The following is a 19,958-nucleotide window of genomic DNA, read 5'->3' on the forward strand; positions in this document are numbered from 1 at the left end:
TCTCGGACATCGACCCGGCACCCCCGTGAGCATAGATCCGGATCCCGCTCCCGTGACCGCCCCGACCTCGGTCGGGGCGGTCACGGGCGAGGGCGAACCGGTGCGCGGACGCGCCAAACGTCGGGGTCCGGGACGAAATCTCCCCGCCGCGATCGCGGTCGGCGTGGCCCTCGGCGGCGTCTTCCTCGCCGCCCTGTTCCTCGTCCCGCAGGCGTTCCCGGCACTGGTGGCGATCGTGATCGTGCTCGCGGTGCTCGAGCTGACCCGTGCGCTCGCCCACGGCGGACTGCGGGTCCCCGCGGTGCCGCTGCTGGTCGGCGTGATCGGCATGGCCGTCTCCACGGTCGTGTTCGACGTCGAGGGTCTGCTGATCTCCACCGCGGTCGCCGTCTGCGTGCTCATCCTGTGGCGGGTCTCGGAATCGATGGGCCTGACCGCCCTGCGAGACGTCGCCGGAGCAGTCTTCTGCCTGGCCTGGGTCGCGTTCCTGGGCAGCTTCACGCTGCTGCTGTTCGGGATGGAGCAGGGCCCGCTGCTGGTGCTGCTGGCCGTGCTCGGCCCCGTGGGCAACGATCTCGGCGGATACATCGCCGGAGTGCTGTTCGGCTCCCACCCGATGGCCCCGAGCATCAGCCCCAAGAAGAGCTGGGAGGGCTTCGCCGGTTCGATGGTCCTCGGCGTGGGCTCGGTGACTGCCCTCGCCGTGCTCGCGCTGGGCCTCCCGTGGTGGTCCGGTGTGGTGCTCGGCGTCGTGCTCGTGGTCGTCTCCACCTGCGGCGACCTCTCCGAGTCGCTGCTGAAGCGGGACCTCGGGATCAAGGACATGGGGCACCTGCTGCCCGGACACGGGGGCGTGCTGGACCGGGTGGACTCCATCCTTCTCGCCGCACCCACCACCTACATCATGCTGGAGGTCCTGCTGCCATGAACAGCACACCCGAACGACCAGGGAACACGGCCGACAAGGCCGCCGCCTCCCTCCCCGATCTCTCGCGCGAGGCCGTCCCAGGGCAGAAGATCGCCCTCGCCCCGGGGCAGCTGCAGCTGCGCCCCGCCCGCCGTGGCAAGGCCCCGGCTCATCTGGCGGACCTGACGCTCGAGGAGCGCATCGAGGCGGTCAAGGAGCTGGGCCTGCCGGGCTTCCGCGCCAAGCAGCTCTCCGTGCACTACTTCGAGCACTACACCACCGATCCCGAGGACCTCACGGACCTCCCCAAGGACGGCCGCGACGAGCTCGTCGCACGATTCTTCCCGCAGCTGCTCACCGAGGTGTCACGGGAGTCCGCCGACCACGGCGCGACCCAGAAGTTCCTGTGGAAGCTGTTCGACGGATCGATGGTCGAGTCGGTGCTGATGCGCTACAGCGACCGGGTCACGCTGTGCATCTCCTCCGAGGCCGGCTGCGGCATGAACTGCCCCTTCTGCGCCACCGGCCAGATGGGCCTGACCCGCAACCTCTCCGCCGCGGAGATCCTCGAGCAGGTGCGCATCGCCAACAAGATGCTCGCCCGCGGCGAGCTCCCCGGTGGCACCGGCCGCGTCTCGAACATCGTGTTCATGGGCATGGGGGAGCCGTTGGCGAACTACCGGCCCGTGGCCACCGTGTGCCGGCGACTGAACGCCCCGGCCCCGGAGGGCTTCGGCGTGGGTGCCCGCCACATCACCGTCTCCACCGTCGGTCTGGCTCCCGCGGTGCGCAAGCTGACCGCGGAGAAGATCCCGGTGACACTCGCCGTCTCCCTGCACGCTCCGGACGACGAGCTGCGCAACGAACTGGTGCCCATCAACACCCGCTTCGACATCGACGAGATCCTCGACGCCGCCTTTGAGTACTTCCAGGCCACGGGCCGTCGCGTGAGCATCGAGTACGCCCTGATCCGGGATATCAACGATCAGGCCCATCGCGCCCAGCTGCTCGCGGAGCGCCTCATCGCCAAGGGCGGCGCGCACTGGGTGCACGTCAACCCGATCCCGCTGAACCCGGTCAAGGGCTCGAAGTGGACCGCCTCGGATCCGTTCGTGGAGAAGCAGTTCGTCGAGACTCTGCGCGACAACGGGATCTCGGCCACGATCCGCGACACCCGCGGCTCGGACATCGACGGTGCCTGCGGCCAGCTCGCCGCAGAGGTCATCGAGACCGATGAGCACCGCGAGGACCGCGAGGCGCGCATCGCGCGCGTCGAGGCCGTCGCCGCGTCGGGGAGCTGAAGCACGGCTGAATACGTCCGTCCACGTCCCTGATCAACACGGCCCACGCCGCTACAGTGGGACACCGACAGCACCGAGGAAGGATCCACTGGTGAGCACATCGTTCGAGCGCGTCTCTCGCGTCAGCGTCGGATACGACATGCGTGAGGTCGACGAGTTCCTCGCCCGCGCCCGCACCGCCTACGAGGGGCGTGATCCCTCGTTCAGCGGAGCGGACATCACCTCGGCGAGCTTCGGCACCGAGCGCGGCGGGTACGACATGCGTGTCGTCGACGAGGCGCTGGATCGTCTCTCCGACGCCTTCGCCCTGCAGTCCCGCGACGACGCGATCGCGGAGAAGGGCGAGGAGGCCTGGGTCGCGCAGCTCACCGAGCGCGCCGAGACCCTGAAGGAGCGCCTGGAGCGGCCCGCCGGGGATCGTTTCGCGCCCGCCGCCCAGGGGGAGCCGGCCTATGACAAGGCCGATGTGGACTCCCTGTGCGACCAGCTCGTCGCCTACTTCACCGATGGCCTGCCGATGAGCGTGGACGATGTGCGGCGTGCGGCCTTCCGTCGTCGCCGCGGCACCGAGGGCTATCGCGAGGCCGTCGTGGACGTCTACCTCGACCATGTCGCGGACGTGATGGCTTCCGTGCCGTGACCGGCACCCCGGATGCTCGTCGGCTGGTGCTGCTGGGATCCACCGGATCCATCGGCACCCAGACCCTCGAGGTCCTGGACCGTTTCCCCGGCGTCGCCCGTCTGCACGGTCTCGCCGTGGGCGGTGCGCGCCCCGGGCTCGTCGCCGAGCAGGTGCTCCGGCATCGCCCGGAGCGTGTCGTGGTCTCCGAGCCGGACAACGCCGCCGCCGTCGAGCAGGCCGTGGCGCGGGCCTGTCGTGCCGACGGTCTCACCGCCCCACGCCTCGATGCCGGTGCCTCCGCGGTCGTGGACCTCGCGGGCTCCCTCGGCGAGCAGGACGTCGTGCTCAACGCGATCACCGGTTCCGTGGGCCTGCTGCCCACTCTCGCAGCCCTCGCCAGCGGCGCCCGCCTGGCGCTCGCGAACAAGGAATCCCTCGTCGTCGGCGGCCATCTCGTGACCGACGCCGCGGCACCCGGCCAGATCCTCCCGGTCGATTCCGAGCACACCGCGATCGCCCAGGCCCTCGCTGGGGTCCGGCCGGATCAGGTCGACCATCTGGTGGTGACCGCGTCCGGAGGGCCGTTCCGCGGACGCAGCCGCGGGGATCTCGCGACCGTCACGCCGCAGCAGGCTCTCGCGCACCCCACGTGGGCGATGGGCCCCGTGATCACCACCAATTCGGCGACGCTGGTCAACAAGGCGCTCGAGGTCGTCGAGGCCTGCTTCCTGTTCGATCTGCCCGAGGACCGCGTCGACGTGGTCGTCCACCCGCAGTCCATCGTCCATTCCATGGCGACCCTCGTGGACGGCTCCACCATCGCGCAGGCGAGCCCGCCGGACATGCGTCACGCCATCGGCTGGGCGCTCGCGCATCCGGAGAAGCTGACCGGCCTGGCCGCGTCCCTGGACTTCACCGCCGCCCACCCCTGGACCTTCGAACCGGTCGACGAGCGGACCTTCACCGCGATCGCACTCGCCCGCGCCGCGCACCGTGAGGGCGGGGGAGCGATGGCCGCCTACAACGCTGCGAACGAGGAGGCCGTCGACGCCTTCTTCGCCGGCGACCTCAGCTTCCTGGGCATCACCGAGCTGATCGCCGCAGTGCTCGAGCATCCCGGGCGGCCTCGCGCCGAAGCGGCCGACGGGGTGGACGGCGTGCTCGGGGTGGAGGCCTGGGCTCGCACCGCGGCCCGCGAGCAGATCAGCGGTGCGGTGGGATGAGCGCGCTGCTGTTCGTGCTCGGCGTACTCCTGGTCGCCCTCGGGATCGCGGTCTCGATCGCCCTGCACGAGGTGGGCCATCTCGTGCCCGCCAAGCTCTTCGGGGTGCGTGTCACCCAGTACATGATCGGCTTCGGGCCGACGATCCTGTCCCGCACCCGGGGCGAGACCGAGTACGGCCTCAAAGCGATCCCGCTGGGCGGCTACATCCGCATGATCGGGATGTTCCCACCTCACCGGGGAGAGCCCGCGGGAACGATCCGTGAGGACTCCACCGGCTTCCTCCAGCAGATGTCGCGGATGTCCGAGGACGCCAAGGAGTTCGAGACCTCGCAGTACGACCCGGAGGACGCGCACCGCACCTTCGTCTCCCTGTCGGTGCCCAAGAAGCTCGTGGTGATGCTCGGCGGCCCCATCATGAACCTGCTCATCTCGGTGGTGCTGATGACCGTGATGGTCAGCGGCATCGGCATGCCCGCCGTGACCCCCACGGTGCAGTCGGTCTCGAAGTGCGTGCTCCCCGCGGACGCCCCGGAGGGGACCAGCTGCGAGGGCGAGCAGGAGGCCCCTGCGCTGGCCGCGGGCATCCGGCCCGGGGACGTGCTCGAGCAGATCGACGGGCACGAGATCGACACCTGGTCGGACGTCACCTCCGCGGTGCGCGCGAGCGGCGACCGGCCGGTGCAGGTCGTCGTCGATCGCGAGGGCGAGACGCTCCACCTCGAAGCGACGCCGATCGTCGATGCGCGCCCGGTGCTCGACGAGGACGGCTCCGCCGTCTACGCCGACGACGGCAGTCTGGCCACCGAGCAGGTGGGCTTCCTGGGCGTGGCCGGCACCCCGGATCTCGTGCCGCAGTCTCCGGCGCTCGTGCCCGAGATGGCGTGGACGACGTTCACCCGGACCGGGCAGATCATCCTGACCCTGCCGGTGCGCCTGTACGAGGTGGGCCAGGCGGCGTTCGGCAGCGCCGAGCGCGACCCCAACGGCCCGCTCGGCGTGGTCGGGGTGTCGCGGCTCGCCGGAGAGGTCGCCTCAGCGGATCAGCCCGGCTTCGAGGTGCGCGAGAAGGCGGCCACCCTGGTCTCCATGCTGGCCTCGCTGAACATGGCCCTGTTCGTGTTCAACCTGGTGCCCCTGCTCCCGCTGGACGGCGGCCACGTGCTGGGCGCGCTGATCGAGGGTGCGCGGCGGATGATCGCGCGCCTGCGCGGCCGGCCGGACCCGGGGCCGGTGGACATGTCACGGATGCTCCCGGTGACCAACGCCGTCGCGCTCCTGTTCCTGGTGATGACAGCGCTGCTGATCTACGCCGACATCGTCAAACCCATCACTCTGTTCCCCTGAGGTCTCTGAGGTCTCTGAGGTCTCTGAGGTCTCTGAGGTCTCTGAGGTCTCTGAGGCGCCTTCGTTCCTGCGTTCCTCGCGGCCGCTGCCTTGCGCGACGTCGCCTCCCGCAACCGGTCGGTCAGGCGCTGTGGGTCGCGCCACGGAGGGAGTGCAGGGACGGTGGAGGTGTCGCGACCGGAGCCCCAGCCCTCCGCAGCACGGTCATAATAGGGGCGTGACTTCAGTGAGCCTCGGCATCCCCTCCGTCAAGACGCCGCCCCCGGTCCTCGCACCGCGGCGGGCGACCCGCAAGGTCAAGCTCGGCGCGCTCCACGTCGGCGGCGACGCACCGATCACCGTGCAGTCGATGACGACCACGCCGACGCACGACATCAACGCGACCCTCCAGCAGATCGCCGAGCTGACGGCCGCCGGCTGCGACATCGTGCGTGTGGCCTGCCCGCGCCAGGAAGATGCCGACGCCCTTCCCGCGATCGCGGCGAAATCCCCGATCCCGGTGATCGCCGACATCCACTTCCAGCCGAAGTACGTCTTCGCTGCCATCGAGGCGGGCTGCGCCGGCGTACGGGTGAACCCCGGGAACATCCGTCGTTTCGATGATCAGGTCAAGGACATCGCCCAGGCCGCCAAGGACCACGGCACCGCGCTGCGCATCGGCGTGAACGCGGGCAGCATCGACCAGCGCATGATGACGGGCGACCGGGTCACCCCGGAGGCGCTCGTGGCCTCCGCGAAGTGGGAGGCGTCCCTGTTCGAGGAGCACGACTTCCACGAGTTCGGCATCTCCGTGAAGCACAACGACCCGGTGATCATGGTCGACGCCTATCGGCAGCTCTCCGAGGAGGGCGACTGGCCCCTGCACCTCGGCGTCACCGAGGCGGGCCCCGCCTTCCAGGGCACGATCAAGTCCTCCGTCGCCTTCGGGATCCTGCTGGGCGAGGGCATCGGCGACACCATCCGCGTGTCGCTGTCGGCCCCGCCGGTCGAGGAGGTCAAGGTGGGCATCCAGATCCTCCAGTCGTTGAACCTCAAGCCCCGCAAGCTCGATATCGTCTCGTGCCCGTCCTGCGGCCGGGCCCAGGTGGACGTCTACACGCTGGCCGACGAGGTGACCGAGGGGCTCAAGCATCTCGAGGTCCCGCTGCGCGTCGCGGTCATGGGCTGCGTCGTCAACGGACCGGGCGAGGCCCGCGAGGCCGATCTCGGAGTGGCCTCCGGAAACGGAAAGGGACAGATCTTCGTCAAGGGCGAGGTCATCAAGACGGTTCCCGAAGCGGACATCGTCGAGACCCTGCTGGCCGAGGCGAATCGTATCGCCGCCGAGATGGACGACGAGAGCGCCGCATCACCGGGCGCACCGTCGATCTCCGTGGGCTGATCGCTCATGTTCCGGCGCGCAGGGCGGGTCAGAGCGGTCCGGTCGAGCGGCCTCGACGCTGCGCTCGCCCACGCCCTGACCGAACCGATCACCAATGCTCTCGCCGGCGCCCGGCTGCGGGAAGTGGGCCGCACGGTGTCGGTCGGACAGGAGTTCTCCGTCGCGGGCGACGAGAACCGGCCCGACGGGCTGCTGTGGCACGGAGTCAACCTCTCCCCGATATCGGCGACCGGTCTCGCGCTGGACGAGTTCGGTCGGTACGTCGCCGCTCGCAGCCGACGCTGCAGTTCCGTGGTGGGCGAGCGGGCAGCGGTGGAGAAGCTGTGGGGTTCGCTGTCGGATCAGTGGGGCCCCGCCGTGCGCGAATACCGCTGGAGCCAGCCGCTGCTGGTGGCGGAGGGGGACGCGGCCGTCGGCCCGTCGGGCCTGCGCGCCGCGCTGCCGGGCGAGGAGGCCGCGGTCTTTCCTGCAGCCGTCGCCATGTTCCGCGAGGAGGTGGGTGTCGATCCGCTTCTCGGGGACGGCGGACGCTCCTACCGAGCTCGCGTGGACGGCCTGATCCACTACGGCCGCACCTATGTGGTCATCGAGGACGGCGAGGTGCTGTTCAAAGCGGACGTCGGTGCCCTGTTCGGCCCCGTGGCCCAGATCCACGGGGTGTGGGTGCGGCCGGACCAGCGCGGTCGAGGCCTGGGCCGCACGGCGATGGCGGACCTGGTGCGCCAGGTGCGTCGGGACCACGCCCCGCAGGTCACCCTGTACGTGAACGACTTCAACGAGCCGGCCCGCCGTGCTTATGCCGCCGCGGGCTTCCGCCAGGTCGGCGAGCTCAGCACGATCCTGTTCTGAGCCCGCTGTCCGGAGTCGTCCCTAGGATGAGGACATGAGCAGCGCCTCCAGAGACACGGTCCCCGCAGACGCCGCAGATGCGGCAGACTTCGCCCGGCGTGCCGGTGCCGAGAGCTCTCCGCGGCTCTTCATCCTCGTGGGGCCGCCTGCTGTGGGCAAGCTGAGCGTCGCCCGCGCGCTCGAGCGGCTCAGCGGCGCGATCGTCGTGGACAACCATCTGGTGAACAACGCGGTCTTCGTCCCGATGGGGATGAATCGCGGAGCAGGGCCCGCCCTCTCCAATACCGACGCGCTGCGAGCCCGAGTGATGGATGTCGTCCTCGAGGCGACCCGCGCCGCCCCGCCCGGCATCAGCCATGTGTTCACCAACTGGCTGACCGACGCGCCCGAGAACGCAGCGCACGTCGATCGGCTGCGAGACCTCGCGCGTGACCGCAACGTGCGGTTCGTGCCCGTGTGGCTGACCGCCTCGCGGGAGTCCCTGCTCGCACGGGTCGGCTCCCCGGACCGCGCCGACCGGTCCAAGCTCGTGGATCCCGAGGTGCTGCGCGGGGTGCTCGAGATGCCGACCCTGCCGGCCCCTGCGGATGCGATCACACTCGATCTCAGCGTCACCGGCCCCGAGGAGACCGCGTTGAGAATCCTCAAGGCGACGCGCTGAGCTCGCCTGGTTGAGGGCTGGTCCCGGCACCGGCACCGGCCCCGGCCTGGCCCTGTCCAGGTCTCATCCCGCTGACGACGTCCCCTCGCCGAGGGCGTCGAGCGTCAGCAGCACGTTCGCGGCGGTCCAGGCGAGCGGGGCGACCGCTGCCGGCCGACCGTCGAACAGCACCTTCTCCGGGAGGGAGCCCGCCTCCGTGCGGTGCTCGGCGAGCCACCCGAGCAGGTCTCCGGCGGTGTCCGTGTCCCCGGCGCGAGCCAGGGCCAGGGCCAGCAGACTCGTCGACGGGGTCCAGCTGACGCCGTCCTCTCGCCAGGCGGCACCCGGGGCGATCCCTCCGGCAGGGCGTGCCAGGGCCTGCCGCAGCTGTCGGACCTGGGACGGCGAGGCGACGCCGTGGCATCCGGTCGCGTCGAGGAAGGCCAGTGCGGAATCGTCGCCGCCGCGGCGACGATAGCGCTGGAACCCGTTCGCCCCGAACGTGCCGAGCAGCAGATCCTCGAAGCGCCTCGCGGCCGCCGTGGCGCGGTCGTCCGCGGTGAGCGCGGCGGCCCCGCGCAGACCGGCCAGCGTCGCCGCCATGATCCCGAGCGTCACCCGATGCTCGCTCACCTCCCAGTAGTCGGGGGAGACGGGCGGCATCGAGGTGCCGTCGTCGGTCGCGGACAGGAGCGCCTGCTGGGAGGTGCTGATCAGTGCAGCGAGCCGGTCGAGGGTCTCCGTCCGGGAGTCCGGTTCCTCCTGGCCGGCGATCTCGGAGGCGGCCCAGAGAAGCAATCCGGTGCCGTCGAACTGACGACTGCGGTCATCGGGGGCGCGACCGGTGCCGGGGTCGTACCGGGCCTCGAACCAGCCGTCGTCGGCCTGCAGCGACTGCAGATGCTCGAGAACGCTCAGGGCCTGCTCCTGATGGCCGATGCGGGCGAGCGCGACCGCGCAGAACGCCGCGTCGCGGGGCCAGATGTATCGCCAGCTGGTGCTCCATCCGGCCACCGGTGCCGGGAGGTCGTCGGAGAGCACCCACAGGTCGGCCAGCGCGGAGGCGGCGAGGTCCGCGAGGAGGGGCGCATCCGGGAGAGCGGCCTCCAGCCGGGAGCGCCAGGGCACGGTCGCCGCCCAGAACTCCTGGGCTCTGCGAGCGGGCCCCGAGGACTCGGCGAGCGTGTGCTGCAGCCGAGTGCCGGGGAACGGTGCCGCAGAGCCGCTGTCGCCCCCGCGGCCTCGGCCGCCACCGGCCTCGACGTGTGCAGCCTCCTGGGCGGTCGTCACGAGTCGGCGGGATCCGTCGGCGTCGTAGGCGACCGTCTGCGAGTAGAGGCTGATCTCGGTCTCCGGGTCGACTGGAGGAGCGACGGCCTCCCGCAGGGCGTAACCGCCCAGGCCCACCGCCCCGAGCGCGCCGACCACACCGGCGCCGCGCAGCAGATGCCGACGTGAGGCGCCCTGAGGCCCTTGGGCGTCCTGTCCTCCGGCGTTCTGCATCCCTCCAGCGTACGGCGCACGCCGGATGCTCCCGGCGGACAGTACGATGGACCCCGCGTCTGCCACCGCAGAAGGTGGCGCTGAACCGCCCGCTGTGAAAGAGGCCCTGCCCATGATCCGTTTGTCGTCGTCCTTCGTCCGCACCCTGCGGGAGGACCCGGCCGACGCCGAGGTCGCCAGCCACAAGCTGCTCGTGCGCGCCGGCTACATCCGCCGCAGCGCCCCGGGCGTCTACACCTGGCTGCCGCTCGGGCTGAAGGTGCTGCGCAAGGTGGAGGCGATCGTCCGCGAGGAGCAGGACGCGATCGGTGGCCAGGAACTCGTGTTCTCGGCGCTGCAGCCGCGCGAGCCCTACGAGGCCACCGGGCGCTGGGAGGAGTACGGGCCCACGCTGTTCCGTCTCCAGGACCGCCGCGAGGGCGACTACCTGCTCGCGCCCACCCACGAGGAGATGTTCACCCTCACCGTGAAGGACCTGTACAACTCGTACAAGGACCTCCCCGTCATGCTCTACCAGGTGCAGAACAAGTTCCGCGACGAGGCACGCCCCCGCGCTGGCCTGCTGCGCACGCGCGAGTTCGTCATGAAGGACGCCTACTCCTTCGACATCGACGACGAGGGACTGGACGCCTCCTACGAGAAGCAGCGCGGTGCCTACCAGCGCACCTTCGAACGCCTGGGCCTGCCCACCGTGATCTGCCGGGCCGATGCCGGCGCCATGGGCGGTTCCCGCTCCGAGGAGTTCCTGCACCCCACACCCATCGGCGAGGACACCTTCGTGGTCTCCGACGGCGGCTACGCCGCGAACGTCGAGGCGGTGACCACCGTCGCCCCGCCCGCCCTGGACGAGGCCGCGATCGCGGGGCTGCGCCCGATGCACGTCGAGGACACGCCGGGAGCGAGCACCATCGCGGCGCTCACGGAGTTCTCCAACCAGGCCTTCCCCGGTGAGGGGCCGGTCTCGGAGACGGGGGAGTGGACCCGCTACGAGATGCTCAAGCACCTCGTCTACCTCCTGACCTACCCCGACGGCACCACCGAGCCGCTGGTCATCGCCCTGCCCGGTGACCGCGAGGTCGATGAGAAGCGCCTGGAGGCCGCCGTCGCCCCGGCGGTCGCAGCCCCGTTCACCGAGGCCGACTTCGCGAAGCACCCGGCGCTCACCAAGGGGTACATCGGTCCGGAGGGGCTGGGACTCGACTCCGCCTCGAAGATCCGCTACGTCGTGGATCCGCGCGTGGTGCCCGGCACCTCCTGGGTCGCCGGCGCCGGCCAGAAGGACAAGCACGTCTACGACCTCGTCTTCGGTCGGGACTTCACGGCCGACGGCACCATCGAGGCCGCCGAGGTGCACGACGGCGATCCCGCGCCCGACGGCTCCGGGCCGATGCGTCTGACCCGCGGAATGGAGATGGGCCACATCTTCCAGCTGGGCCGGAAGTACGCCGAGGCGCTCGATCTCAAGGTGCTCGACGTCAACGGCAAGACCGTGGTCGTCACGATGGGCTCCTACGGCATCGGCGTGACCCGCGCGGTCGCCGCGATCGCCGAGCTCCACCATGACGACAAGGGCCTGGTGTGGCCGCGCCGGGTCGCTCCGGCCGACGTGCACATCATGGCCACCGGCAAGGGCCAGGAGATCTTCGAGGAGGCCGAACGGATCGGTCTCGAGCTCGAGGCGCAGGGCCTCGAGGTGCTCTACGACGACCGCCCCAAGGTTTCCCCGGGCGTGAAGTTCAAGGATGCCGAGCTGCTCGGCATCCCCACCTCCGTGGTGGTCGGCAAGGGACTGACGACGGGCGTCGTCGAGGTCCGCGATCGCGCGACCGGAGCGATCGACGAGGTCGCGGTGCAGGACGCCGTCCAGGCCGTGGTCGCTGAGGTCCGCGAGGACTGACTGCCGCGGCCGAGGATCAGCCGCCGTCGCTCGTCGGCAGGTCCTCGGCCGCGAGGCTGGGGAGCGGATCCATCGTCTCCACCCGTCCCACCAGCGTCTCGGCCGCCTCGAGCGCGGCGATGAGGGGCAGCGGCCGGCGCCCGAACGGCGCGGCACCGACCAGGGCGATGTGGTCGACCAGGAGCCCCTGCGCCACGAGCGTGGGCAGCTGAGCGGCCAGCTCGTCGTCCAGCTCGCCCCCGGGCAGGGCGTACACGGCCTGGCGGAGCACCACCGGGCCGCCGTCCTCCTCGGCGATCGTTCCGAGCTGCTCGGCCCGCTCCCGATGACGGTCGGAGAGTGCGAGGTGCTGTGTCCGTTCGTCGTCCGTCGTCCGAGCGGCGAGGACCTCGTGCACGTACCCCGCGTACCACTCCTGCTGCTGGGCGTCCTGGAGCGTGGAGTGATAGTCCACCTCTGCCCCGACCGAGGGCGGATCCGTGTCGGGCACCTCGCGGGAGGCCACCAGGTCCTCCGGCACGCGCAGGGCTGGGACCTCGCCCGCGTCCATGGCGCGCTGCAGCCCCTTCGCGCTCCATGCGGTGTGCGCGGCGAGGGCGGCGATCGGGCGCGCGAGCGAGCCGGAGACCTGCCGGGCCGCGTCGACGGCGAGCTCCCGCAGCTCGACCAGCACCGCGATCATCCCGGCCCCGTCCTGCGGGGCGTCGTCCGACGACGCGGCCGCGGAGCCCGTCGGATCGGAGGAGCCGTCCTGCTCCCGTTCGGCCTGTGCCCCGGTCAGGAGTGCGGTGCGCTGGATCGGCAAGGAGATGATCAGGTCCTCGAGGACCACCGACAGCGACGGATCGGGCGTCTGCGCCGCATCGGCGGCGTCGCGCAGGATCTGCGCACCGGCCAGAGCACGGTCGAGCAGCTCGAGCAGATCCACGCGGTAGAGGTCGTCGATGCCCGGCGGGGGAGGCGTGTACGTCGCGGGGCCCCCGAACCGGATCGCGCCGCATCCGGGGAGTGCGATCAGGGCCAGGACCCCTGCGGTGCCCGTGGAGAGCAGCCGACGCCGAGTGAAGGATGGAGCGGCGGAGCGGGAGCCGATGGGAAGAAGCACAGGAGGATTCTCGCATCGAGGCCCGGGAAGGAGGCGCAGGCGCCTCACGACCACTATCCTGGGGACATTCCCGACCGGGCGATTCGTCCCTGGCGGAACAGGTATCCATAGGCAGGAGGAGGTGAGCGAGCGATGAGCGACCTCGACGGCCAGTCGGCCCACACCGCCCTGCGGGATGCTGCAGTCCGGATCCTGGCGGCGCATGACCTCGTGCTCGAGGAGATCGTGGTGACAGGGCCCCGCTCGATGCCCGAGGTCCGGGTGATCGTGGACCGCCCGGAGGACCAGCTGGGCAGCGCCGACCTCGACGTCGTCGCGACCGCGTCCCGAGAGCTCTCCGCACTCGTCGACGAGGATGACGACCTACTCGGCCCGGACCCGGTCGTCCTCGAGGTGACGACCCCGGGGGTCGACCGTCAGCTCACCCAGCCGCGTCACTTCCGTCGCGCTCGCGGCCGCCTGCTCTCCCTCAGCGCAGATGGCACCGATTATCGCGCCCGCCTCCTCGCCGTCGTGGGGGATGACGTCCTCGTGCTGCGTCAGGAGCCCGGCCGCGACGATCGCGGGCGTCCGCTGAAGATGCCGCCGGGAACCTCCGAGCGGCTGGAGATCCCCGCCGCCGAGGTCACCTCCGCCCAGGTGCAGGTCGAGTTCGACCCGCCCGCCGACCTCGCGCAGCTGATCGCTGACGCCACCCCTTCGAAGGAGAGCTGAGATGGACATCGACATGGGTGCCCTGAGGGCCCTCGAGCGCGAGCGGGACATTCGTCTCCCCGTCCTCATGGACGCGATCCGCTCGGCTCTGCATGCCGCCTATCTGCATACCGATCACCCCGTGCGCGACTCGGAGGTGAACATCGACGAGCGCTCCGGCGAGGTCGCGGTGATCGCTCGTGAGCGCGACGGCGACGGGAACGTCCTGGAGGAGTGGGACGACACCCCGGAGAACTTCGGGCGCGTCGCCGCCTCCACCGCACGCCAGGTGATCTTCCAGCGCATCCGCGACCTGGAGGACGAGGCCGTGCTCGGCGAGTACGCGGAGCGGGCCGACGACATCGTCTCGGGCATCATCCAGCAGGGCCGCGACCCGCGCATGGTCCTGGTGGACCTCGGCGAGGTCGAGGCCGTGCTGCCTCCGCACGAGCGGGTCCCGGGGGAGGACTACTCCCATGGTCGACGCCTGCGCGCCTATGTGACCGATACCCGGCGCGGACCCAAGGGCCCGCAGATCACGCTCTCGCGATCCCACCCCAACCTGGTGCGCCGTCTGTTCGCGCTGGAGGTCCCCGAGGTGGCCGACGGCACTGTCGAGATCACGGGACTCGCCCGCGAGGCGGGGCACCGCACGAAGATGGCCGTGCACGCCACGGTTCCGGGCGTGAACGCCAAGGGCTCCTGCATCGGTCCGATGGGCGCACGTGTGCGGTCGGTGATGAACGAGCTGGCCGGCGAGAAGATCGACATCGTCGACTACGACGAGGATCCCGCGACCTTCGTCGCCCACGCCCTCTCTCCCGCCAAGGTCTCCAGCGTCACCGTGATCGACGAAGTGGGCCGTGCGGTGCGCGCCATCGTGCCGGAGGGTCAGTTCTCCCTCGCCATCGGCAAGGACGGGCAGAACGCGCGCCTGGCCGCGAAGCTCACGGGCTGGAAGATCGACATCCGCCCGGACAGCGACCCGGAGCCCCGCGCCGCCGTGCTCGCCACGCCGGAGTCGGAGCCGGGGATCGCTCCCGCCCCGGAGACTGCGCCGGCCCCGGAGAGCGCACCGGCCCCGGAGGCGGGCGCCCGGCCGGAGGTCAGCCCGGAGTCCTGAGGTGTGGCCCATGCCTCCCGGGTGAGCGTCGGTGCGAACCGGTCCGCTACACTGGGGAGGCTGTTCGCCGAGGTGCGCAGGATCGTTCGAGGTCCGGTGCCCTGCTCGGCGGAGGTGTTCGGAACGGAGGTGGAGGAGTGGTCGCACACTCCGGATCGCCTCGACCCGAACGCACGTGCGTCGGCTGCCGAGAGGTGGCACCGCGCGATCACCTGATGCGTCTGGTGCGGGAGTCCGCTCCCGACGGCGTCGCGGCGCGAGTCCGGTTCGATCCTTCGGGATCGGCTCCCGGTCGCGGTTCGTGGCTCCATCCCGATTCATCATGTCTCGAGCTCGCCGTCCGGCGAGGAGGCTTCGCCCGCTCCTTCCGGAGCGCGGTCGATACCGGGTCTCTCGCCCAGGAACTCGAGAACCCCGATTTCACCCGAACGTGGAACAGGTAGAAGAACCATGGACATCCGATGAGTACTCACCAATGAGCACCCTCAGGAATTAATGGTCCGAGCCCTCTTGTCGGCCGGACCGAGACAGGAGAAATGTGGCTAAGGTCCGCGTCCACGAGCTCGCCAAGGAGCTCGGACACCCCAGCAAGGTCGTTCTGCAGAAGCTGCAGGACATGGGCGAATTCGTTCGCTCCGCCTCTTCGACCATCGAGGCCCCCGTCGCTCGGCGTCTGCGCCAGGAGCTGCCCGCACAGGGCGGCGGCAGCGATGCCAAGAGCGGCGAGAAGACGGCCAAGACCAGCGCCGACGCTCCCGCAGCCGGCAAGCCCGGCGGAGCCCCCAAGCCCGGTGGCGCGCCGAAGCCCGGTGCGAAGTCCGCACCGGCCGAGGCAGTGACCCCCGCGCCCGCCGCTGAGCCCACCGCTGCCGAGAAGCCGGCCCCGGCTGAGAAGCCGGAGCAGGCAGAACAGCCGGAGCAGGCCGCGAAGCAGACGCCCGAGAGTGATGCCGCAGCGGCTCCGTCCGCCGGTGCACCCACGCCCGGCTCCGCACCCAAGCCCGGCGCTGCCCCGAAGCCCGGTGCCGCCCCCAAGCCGGGCGGTGCCCCGAAGCCCGGCGGCGAGCGTCCAGCGCCCCGTCCGGGTGCAGGCCGTCCCGGGAACAACCCCTTCGCCAGCTCGCAGGGCATGCCCCGCCCCGGCGCCCGCAAGCCGGGCCAGGGCGGCGGTCGTCCGTCGCGGGACGGCGGCGCTCCGCGCCCGGGCAACAACCCCTTCGCCAGCTCGCAGGGCATGCCCCGCCCCGGGGCCCGCAAGCCGGGCCAGGGCGGCGCAGGCGACCAGGCCGGTGCGGCGCGTCCGCAGCGTGATGGGGCAGCGCCCCGTCCCGGCGGCGGCCCCCGTCCGGGCATGCCCACTCCCGGCATCATGCGCCAGCACTCCCACGGCGGTCTCGCCGACGCCCGTCCCGGCGGCGGAGACAACCGCGGTCGCGGCGGTCGTCCCGGCGGCGGTCCCGGTGGCCCCGGTGGTCGTCCGGGCGGCGGTCCCGGTGGTCCCCGTGGTCGCGGCGGTCGCGGCAGCACGCAGGGTGCCTTCGGCCGCGGTGGCAAGCCCGCCCGCTCGCGCAAGTCGAAGCGCGCGAAGCGTCAGGAATTCGAGCAGATGTCGGCACCTGCGCCGGGTGGCGTCTCCATCCCGCGCGGTGACGGCAACACCCCGATCCGTCTGCGCCGCGGCGCGTCCCTGTCGGACTTCGCCGAGCGCATCGACGTCAACCCGGCGTCGCTGATCACCGTCCTGTTCGCGATGGGCGAGATGGCCACGGCCACCCAGTCCCTCGACGAGGTCACCTTCGATCTGCTCGGCACCGAGCTGGGCTACAAGATCGAGATCGTCTCCCCGGAGGACGAGGAGCGCGAGCTGCTCGAGCAGTTCGACATCGATCTCGATGCCGAGCTCGCCGAGGAGGACGACGAGGACCGCGTCCCGCGCCCGCCGGTCGTCACGGTCATGGGCCACGTCGACCACGGCAAGACCCGCCTGCTCGACACGATCCGGAAGGCGACCGTCGGCGCCGGCGAGGCCGGCGGCATCACCCAGCACATCGGTGCCTACCAGGTGGGCGTCGAGCACGAGGGTGAGGATCGCGCGCTGACCTTCATCGATACCCCCGGTCACGAGGCGTTCACCGCCATGCGTGCCCGTGGCGCCGACGTCACCGACATCGCGATCCTCGTGGTCGCGGCCGATGACGGCGTCATGCCGCAGACCATCGAGGCGCTCAACCACGCCCAGGCGGCGAACGTGCCGATCGTGGTCGCGGTCAACAAGATCGACAAGCCGGACTCGAACCCGGAGAAGATCCGTCAGCAGCTGACCGAGTACAACCTGATCGCCGAGGAGTACGGCGGCGACACGATGTTCGTGGACGTCTCCGCTCGGGAGAACCAGAACATCGAGGCGCTGCTGGAGGCCGTCCTGCTCACTGCGGACGCCGCTCTGGAGCTCAGGGCCAACGCGGAGAAGGATGCGCGCGGTGTGTCGATCGAGGCGAACCTCGATCGCGGTCGCGGCCCGGTCGCCACGGTCCTCGTCCAGCAGGGAACCCTGCACGTCGGCGACGCGATCGTCTGCGGCACCGGCCACGGCCGAGTCCGTGCGATGGTCGACGAGAACGGCGACAACATCACCGAGGCGGGTCCGTCCCGTCCGGTGCAGGTCCTCGGTCTCACCTCGGTCCCCGGCGCCGGTGACTCGTTCCTGGTCGCTCCGGACGAGCGCACCGCTCGCCAGATCGCCGAGAAGCGCGAGGCCGCCAAGCGTGCCGCGTCGCTGTCCAAGGCGCGCAAGCGCATCAGCCTCGAGGACATCACCAAGTCGATGGCCGAGGGCAAGGTCGAGACGCTCAACCTCATCCTCAAGGGCGACGCAGCCGGTGCCGTCGAGGCGCTGGAGGAGTCGCTGCTCGGGATCGAGGTCGGCGACGGCGTGGATCTGCGGATCATCGACCGCGGCGTCGGCGCGATCACGATGAACAACATCAACCTCGCCGTGGCCTCGGACGCCATCATCATCGGCTACAACGTGAGGGCCGAGGGCCTGAACGCGGAGTACGCCGACCGCGAGGGTGTGGAGATCAAGTACTACTCGGTCATCTACAACGCCATCGACGAGGTCGAGCAGGCTCTCAAGGGCATGCTCAAGCCGGAGTACGAGGAGGTCGAGCTCGGCACGGCGGAGATCCGCGAGATCTTCCGCTCCTCCAAGTTCGGCAACATCGCCGGCTCCATCGTGCGCGGTGGCCTCATCAAGCGCGGCGGCAAGGCGCGCATCACCCGTCAGGGTGTGGTGATCACCGAGAACCTCGAGATCGCCGGCCTGCGTCGCTACAAGGATGATGTGACCGAGGTTCGTGACGGCTACGAATGCGGTATCAACCTGGGATCCTTCAACGACCTGCAGATCGGCGACGTCATCACGACGTACGAGATGCAGGAGAAGCCCCGCATCTGATGCGGAGCCGGCCGGGCGCCCCTGGGTGCCCGGCCGCCCCTGTGCAGCGGTCGCACCACCCCCGGCGTGCGCCTGGGCCCTTCGGGTCCCGGGCGCGCGCCGGGGGTCTCGGCCTGCGCGGGGTCGATCGCCCCGGTGTTCTCCGGGCAGCGCACGCCGCCACTGCCGGCCGCACGGGCGAGCGGGTATCGCGTCCGCCCCGTCCCGGCATACCCTCGGCCATGACATGACGAGTGCCGTGCTCGCCACCACCACAGACCATCCCCGCATCGACGAGCACTCCGCTCTCTGCACCCCTCAGGAGAATGACCGACCATGACCGACAACCCCCGCGCCCTCAAGCTCGCCGATCGCATCAAGGTGATCGTCGCGACGATGCTCGACTCCCGCGTCAAGGACCCCCGACTCGGCTTCGTGACCATCACGGACGTCCGCGTGAGCGGCGACCTGCAGCACGCGACGCTCTTCTACACCGTCTTCGGCACCGACGAGGAACGCGAAGGCACCGCCGCTGCGCTGGTCAGCGCCACCGGCATGCTCCGTCGTGAGGTGGGTCGGCAGACCGGCGTGCGCCTGACCCCGACCCTCGAGTTCATCGCCGACGCCGTTCCCGAGAACGCCCGCGTGATCGAGGACCTGCTCTCCGAGGCCCGGGGCCGTGACGCCGAGCTCGCCAAGGCGAAGGAGGGCGCTGACTACGCCGGCGAGGCGGAGCCGTACCGGGTCGCCCGCGACGAGGCCGATGCGGCCGACGAGACCCACGGGGCAGATGACCTCGAGGAGCGGGACGCGGATCCGGACGAGGGGACCGACGAGCGCGAGGACGCGTGAGCGCCCCGCACAGCAGCGCCCCGCACGGGATCCTGCTGGTCGACAAGGCGCCGGATCGGACCAGTCACGACGTCGTCGCCCGGGTGCGCTGGCTGCTGCACACCAAGAAGGTGGGCCATGCCGGCACCCTGGATCCGATGGCGACAGGGCTGCTGATCCTCGGCATCGGCCAGGGCACTCGTCTGCTCACGCACCTGGTGGGACTGGACAAGACCTATGAGGCCACGATCAGGCTGGGGCGCTCCACCGTCACGGATGACCGCGAGGGCGAGGCGATCGGGGAGCATCACGAGGCCACCGGCCTGACGGATGCGGAGATCGAGGCGCAGCTGCAGCAGCTGCGCGGAGACATCCAGCAGGTCCCCTCCACCGTCAGCGCCATCAAGGTCGACGGCCAGCGCGCCTACGCTCGCGCCCGGGCCGGGGAGGATGTCCAGCTCGCCGCCCGGCCGGTGCGGATCTCCCGCTTCGAGATCACTGCGCGCCGGGAGACCGAGGGCCATCTGGACCTCGATGCTGTCGTCACCTGCTCCTCGGGCACCTACGTGCGTGCTCTGGCCCGGGATCTGGGCGCAGCGCTCGACGTCGGCGGCCATCTCCTCGCGCTGCGCCGCACGAGCGTGGGCCCCTTCTCCGTCGACGGGGCCCTGCACGTTCCCGCGCGCGGCGAGGGCGACGACGTCGAGCTGCCCCTGCCAGGGCTGGGGGAGACCGCCGGGCGGGTGCTCCCTGTCCTCACGGTCGATGAGCAGGCGGCCCGCGAGCTGGCCGACGGCAAGCGCATCGCACGGGACCAGGACCCCTCCCCGGCATCCGCTTCAGAGGGAGAGCCGTCCGGGCCGCGACCCGCACGAGGGGCCGACGATCTGGTGGCCGCACTGGACCCCTCCGGTGCCCTGTGCGCAGTCCTGCGACCGGACGGCGCACACTGGCGCCCGGTGCTCGTCGTCCCGCTCGACGCCCGCTGCTGACACGCACGAGACCCCTCCCGGATCCTCCGGGAGGGGTCTTGTCATGCCACCGTCCGTGGCGCCTGACTCCCCGTGACAACTGGCTCGATGTCGCCGCTGGCGCGATGCC

General features: G+C 70.9%; 17 protein-coding genes. 15 read left to right on the top strand and 2 right to left on the bottom strand.

Features of this window, described 5'->3' with window-relative positions; translation table 11 throughout:
* Nucleotides 1-52 precede the first annotated feature (52 nt).
* The 8 genes from CIK71_RS04965 (at nucleotide 53) to CIK71_RS05000 (ending at nucleotide 8,290) form a co-directional block, all read left to right on the top strand.
* Entirely contained in the window at nucleotides 53-928 is an 876-nt protein-coding gene (locus CIK71_RS04965; RefSeq protein WP_241964188.1) for a phosphatidate cytidylyltransferase, read from the top strand.
* Nucleotides 925-2,208: a dual-specificity RNA methyltransferase RlmN gene (gene rlmN / locus CIK71_RS04970; RefSeq protein WP_096164047.1), complete on the top strand. Its 1,284-nt coding sequence runs from the start codon at nucleotides 925-927 to the stop codon at nucleotides 2,206-2,208. The genes CIK71_RS04965 and rlmN overlap by 4 nt, the downstream gene beginning before the upstream one ends.
* Nucleotides 2,209-2,299: 91 nt before the next feature.
* Entirely contained in the window at nucleotides 2,300-2,848 is a 549-nt protein-coding gene (locus CIK71_RS04975; RefSeq protein ID WP_096164048.1) for a DivIVA domain-containing protein, read from the top strand.
* Nucleotides 2,845-4,053: a 1-deoxy-D-xylulose-5-phosphate reductoisomerase gene (dxr, locus tag CIK71_RS04980; RefSeq protein ID WP_096164049.1), complete on the top strand. Its 1,209-nt coding sequence runs from the start codon at nucleotides 2,845-2,847 to the stop codon at nucleotides 4,051-4,053. Before CIK71_RS04975 ends, dxr begins: the two co-directional genes overlap by 4 nt.
* Nucleotides 4,050-5,399, top strand: a complete 1,350-nt coding sequence (locus tag CIK71_RS04985) for a M50 family metallopeptidase (RefSeq protein ID WP_096164050.1) — start codon at nucleotides 4,050-4,052, stop codon at nucleotides 5,397-5,399. The genes dxr and CIK71_RS04985 overlap by 4 nt, the downstream gene beginning before the upstream one ends.
* A 217-nt stretch (nucleotides 5,400-5,616) precedes the next feature.
* Nucleotides 5,617-6,780, top strand: coding sequence for a flavodoxin-dependent (E)-4-hydroxy-3-methylbut-2-enyl-diphosphate synthase (gene ispG, locus CIK71_RS04990; protein ID WP_096164051.1), 1,164 nt, complete (start codon nucleotides 5,617-5,619; stop codon nucleotides 6,778-6,780).
* Nucleotides 6,781-6,786: 6 nt separating this feature from the next.
* Complete coding sequence (locus CIK71_RS04995; protein ID WP_096164052.1) at nucleotides 6,787-7,629, top strand: DUF4081 domain-containing GNAT family N-acetyltransferase; 843 nt, start codon at nucleotides 6,787-6,789, stop codon at nucleotides 7,627-7,629.
* A 34-nt stretch (nucleotides 7,630-7,663) separates the two neighbouring features.
* Nucleotides 7,664-8,290, top strand: a complete 627-nt coding sequence (locus CIK71_RS05000) for a P-loop nucleotide/nucleoside kinase family protein (protein WP_114306921.1) — start codon at nucleotides 7,664-7,666, stop codon at nucleotides 8,288-8,290.
* A gap of 63 nt (nucleotides 8,291-8,353) precedes the next feature.
* On the opposite strand, the gene CIK71_RS05005 is transcribed toward CIK71_RS05000, so the two are convergent.
* Complete coding sequence (locus CIK71_RS05005) at nucleotides 8,354-9,772, bottom strand: hypothetical protein (RefSeq protein ID WP_096164053.1); 1,419 nt, start codon at nucleotides 9,770-9,772, stop codon at nucleotides 8,354-8,356.
* A gap of 112 nt (nucleotides 9,773-9,884) precedes the next feature.
* On the opposite strand from CIK71_RS05005, the gene CIK71_RS05010 reads away from it, so the two are divergent.
* Nucleotides 9,885-11,669, top strand: coding sequence for a proline--tRNA ligase (locus tag CIK71_RS05010; protein WP_096164054.1), 1,785 nt, complete (start codon nucleotides 9,885-9,887; stop codon nucleotides 11,667-11,669).
* Between the two features lie 16 nt (nucleotides 11,670-11,685).
* On the opposite strand, the gene CIK71_RS05015 is transcribed toward CIK71_RS05010, so the two are convergent.
* Entirely contained in the window at nucleotides 11,686-12,774 is a 1,089-nt protein-coding gene (locus CIK71_RS05015) for a DUF4439 domain-containing protein (RefSeq protein ID WP_241964189.1), read from the bottom strand.
* A gap of 132 nt (nucleotides 12,775-12,906) precedes the next feature.
* Between CIK71_RS05015 and CIK71_RS05020 the strand changes: the two genes are divergently transcribed.
* The 6 genes from CIK71_RS05020 to truB all read left to right on the top strand — a co-directional run bounded on the left by CIK71_RS05020 (nucleotide 12,907) and on the right by truB (nucleotide 19,849).
* Nucleotides 12,907-13,488, top strand: a complete 582-nt coding sequence (locus CIK71_RS05020) for a ribosome maturation factor RimP (protein WP_096164249.1) — start codon at nucleotides 12,907-12,909, stop codon at nucleotides 13,486-13,488.
* A gap of 1 nt (nucleotide 13,489) precedes the next feature.
* A complete protein-coding gene (gene nusA, locus CIK71_RS05025) occupies nucleotides 13,490-14,590 on the top strand; it encodes a transcription termination factor NusA (RefSeq protein ID WP_245857293.1) in 1,101 nt (366 codons plus the stop codon).
* 137 nt (nucleotides 14,591-14,727) lie between these two features.
* Nucleotides 14,728-15,033, top strand: a complete 306-nt coding sequence (locus CIK71_RS05030; RefSeq protein WP_096164056.1) for a YlxR family protein — start codon at nucleotides 14,728-14,730, stop codon at nucleotides 15,031-15,033.
* A 95-nt stretch (nucleotides 15,034-15,128) separates the two neighbouring features.
* On the top strand, nucleotides 15,129-18,047 hold the full coding sequence (infB, locus tag CIK71_RS05035) for a translation initiation factor IF-2 (protein WP_096164057.1): 2,919 nt from the start codon (nucleotides 15,129-15,131) through the stop codon (nucleotides 18,045-18,047).
* 315 nt (nucleotides 18,048-18,362) lie between these two features.
* Nucleotides 18,363-18,878, top strand: coding sequence for a 30S ribosome-binding factor RbfA (rbfA, locus tag CIK71_RS05040; protein WP_096164058.1), 516 nt, complete (start codon nucleotides 18,363-18,365; stop codon nucleotides 18,876-18,878).
* On the top strand, nucleotides 18,875-19,849 hold the full coding sequence (truB, locus tag CIK71_RS05045; protein ID WP_096164059.1) for a tRNA pseudouridine(55) synthase TruB: 975 nt from the start codon (nucleotides 18,875-18,877) through the stop codon (nucleotides 19,847-19,849). Before rbfA ends, truB begins: the two co-directional genes overlap by 4 nt.
* Nucleotides 19,850-19,958 lie beyond the last annotated feature (109 nt).

The organism is Brachybacterium alimentarium, from assembly GCF_002332425.1.
GTDB classification, from domain to species: Bacteria; Actinomycetota; Actinomycetes; order Actinomycetales; family Dermabacteraceae; genus Brachybacterium; species Brachybacterium alimentarium.

Excerpts from the sequence above, each read along its gene's own strand:
- rlmN (WP_096164047.1), top strand. The coding sequence starts at position 925 with ATGAACAGCACACCCGAACGACCAGGGAACACGGCCGACAAGGCCGCC.
- CIK71_RS04985 (WP_096164050.1), top strand. The coding sequence starts at position 4,050 with ATGAGCGCGCTGCTGTTCGTGCTCGGCGTACTCCTGGTCGCCCTCGGG.
- CIK71_RS04995 (WP_096164052.1), top strand. The coding sequence starts at position 6,787 with ATGTTCCGGCGCGCAGGGCGGGTCAGAGCGGTCCGGTCGAGCGGCCTC.
- CIK71_RS05000 (WP_114306921.1), top strand. The coding sequence starts at position 7,664 with ATGAGCAGCGCCTCCAGAGACACGGTCCCCGCAGACGCCGCAGATGCG.
- CIK71_RS05005 (WP_096164053.1), bottom strand. The coding sequence starts at position 9,772 with ATGCAGAACGCCGGAGGACAGGACGCCCAAGGGCCTCAGGGCGCCTCA.
- CIK71_RS05010 (WP_096164054.1), top strand. The coding sequence starts at position 9,885 with ATGATCCGTTTGTCGTCGTCCTTCGTCCGCACCCTGCGGGAGGACCCG.
- CIK71_RS05020 (WP_096164249.1), top strand. The coding sequence starts at position 12,907 with ATGAGCGACCTCGACGGCCAGTCGGCCCACACCGCCCTGCGGGATGCT.
- nusA (WP_245857293.1), top strand. The coding sequence starts at position 13,490 with ATGGACATCGACATGGGTGCCCTGAGGGCCCTCGAGCGCGAGCGGGAC.
- rbfA (WP_096164058.1), top strand. The coding sequence starts at position 18,363 with ATGACCGACAACCCCCGCGCCCTCAAGCTCGCCGATCGCATCAAGGTG.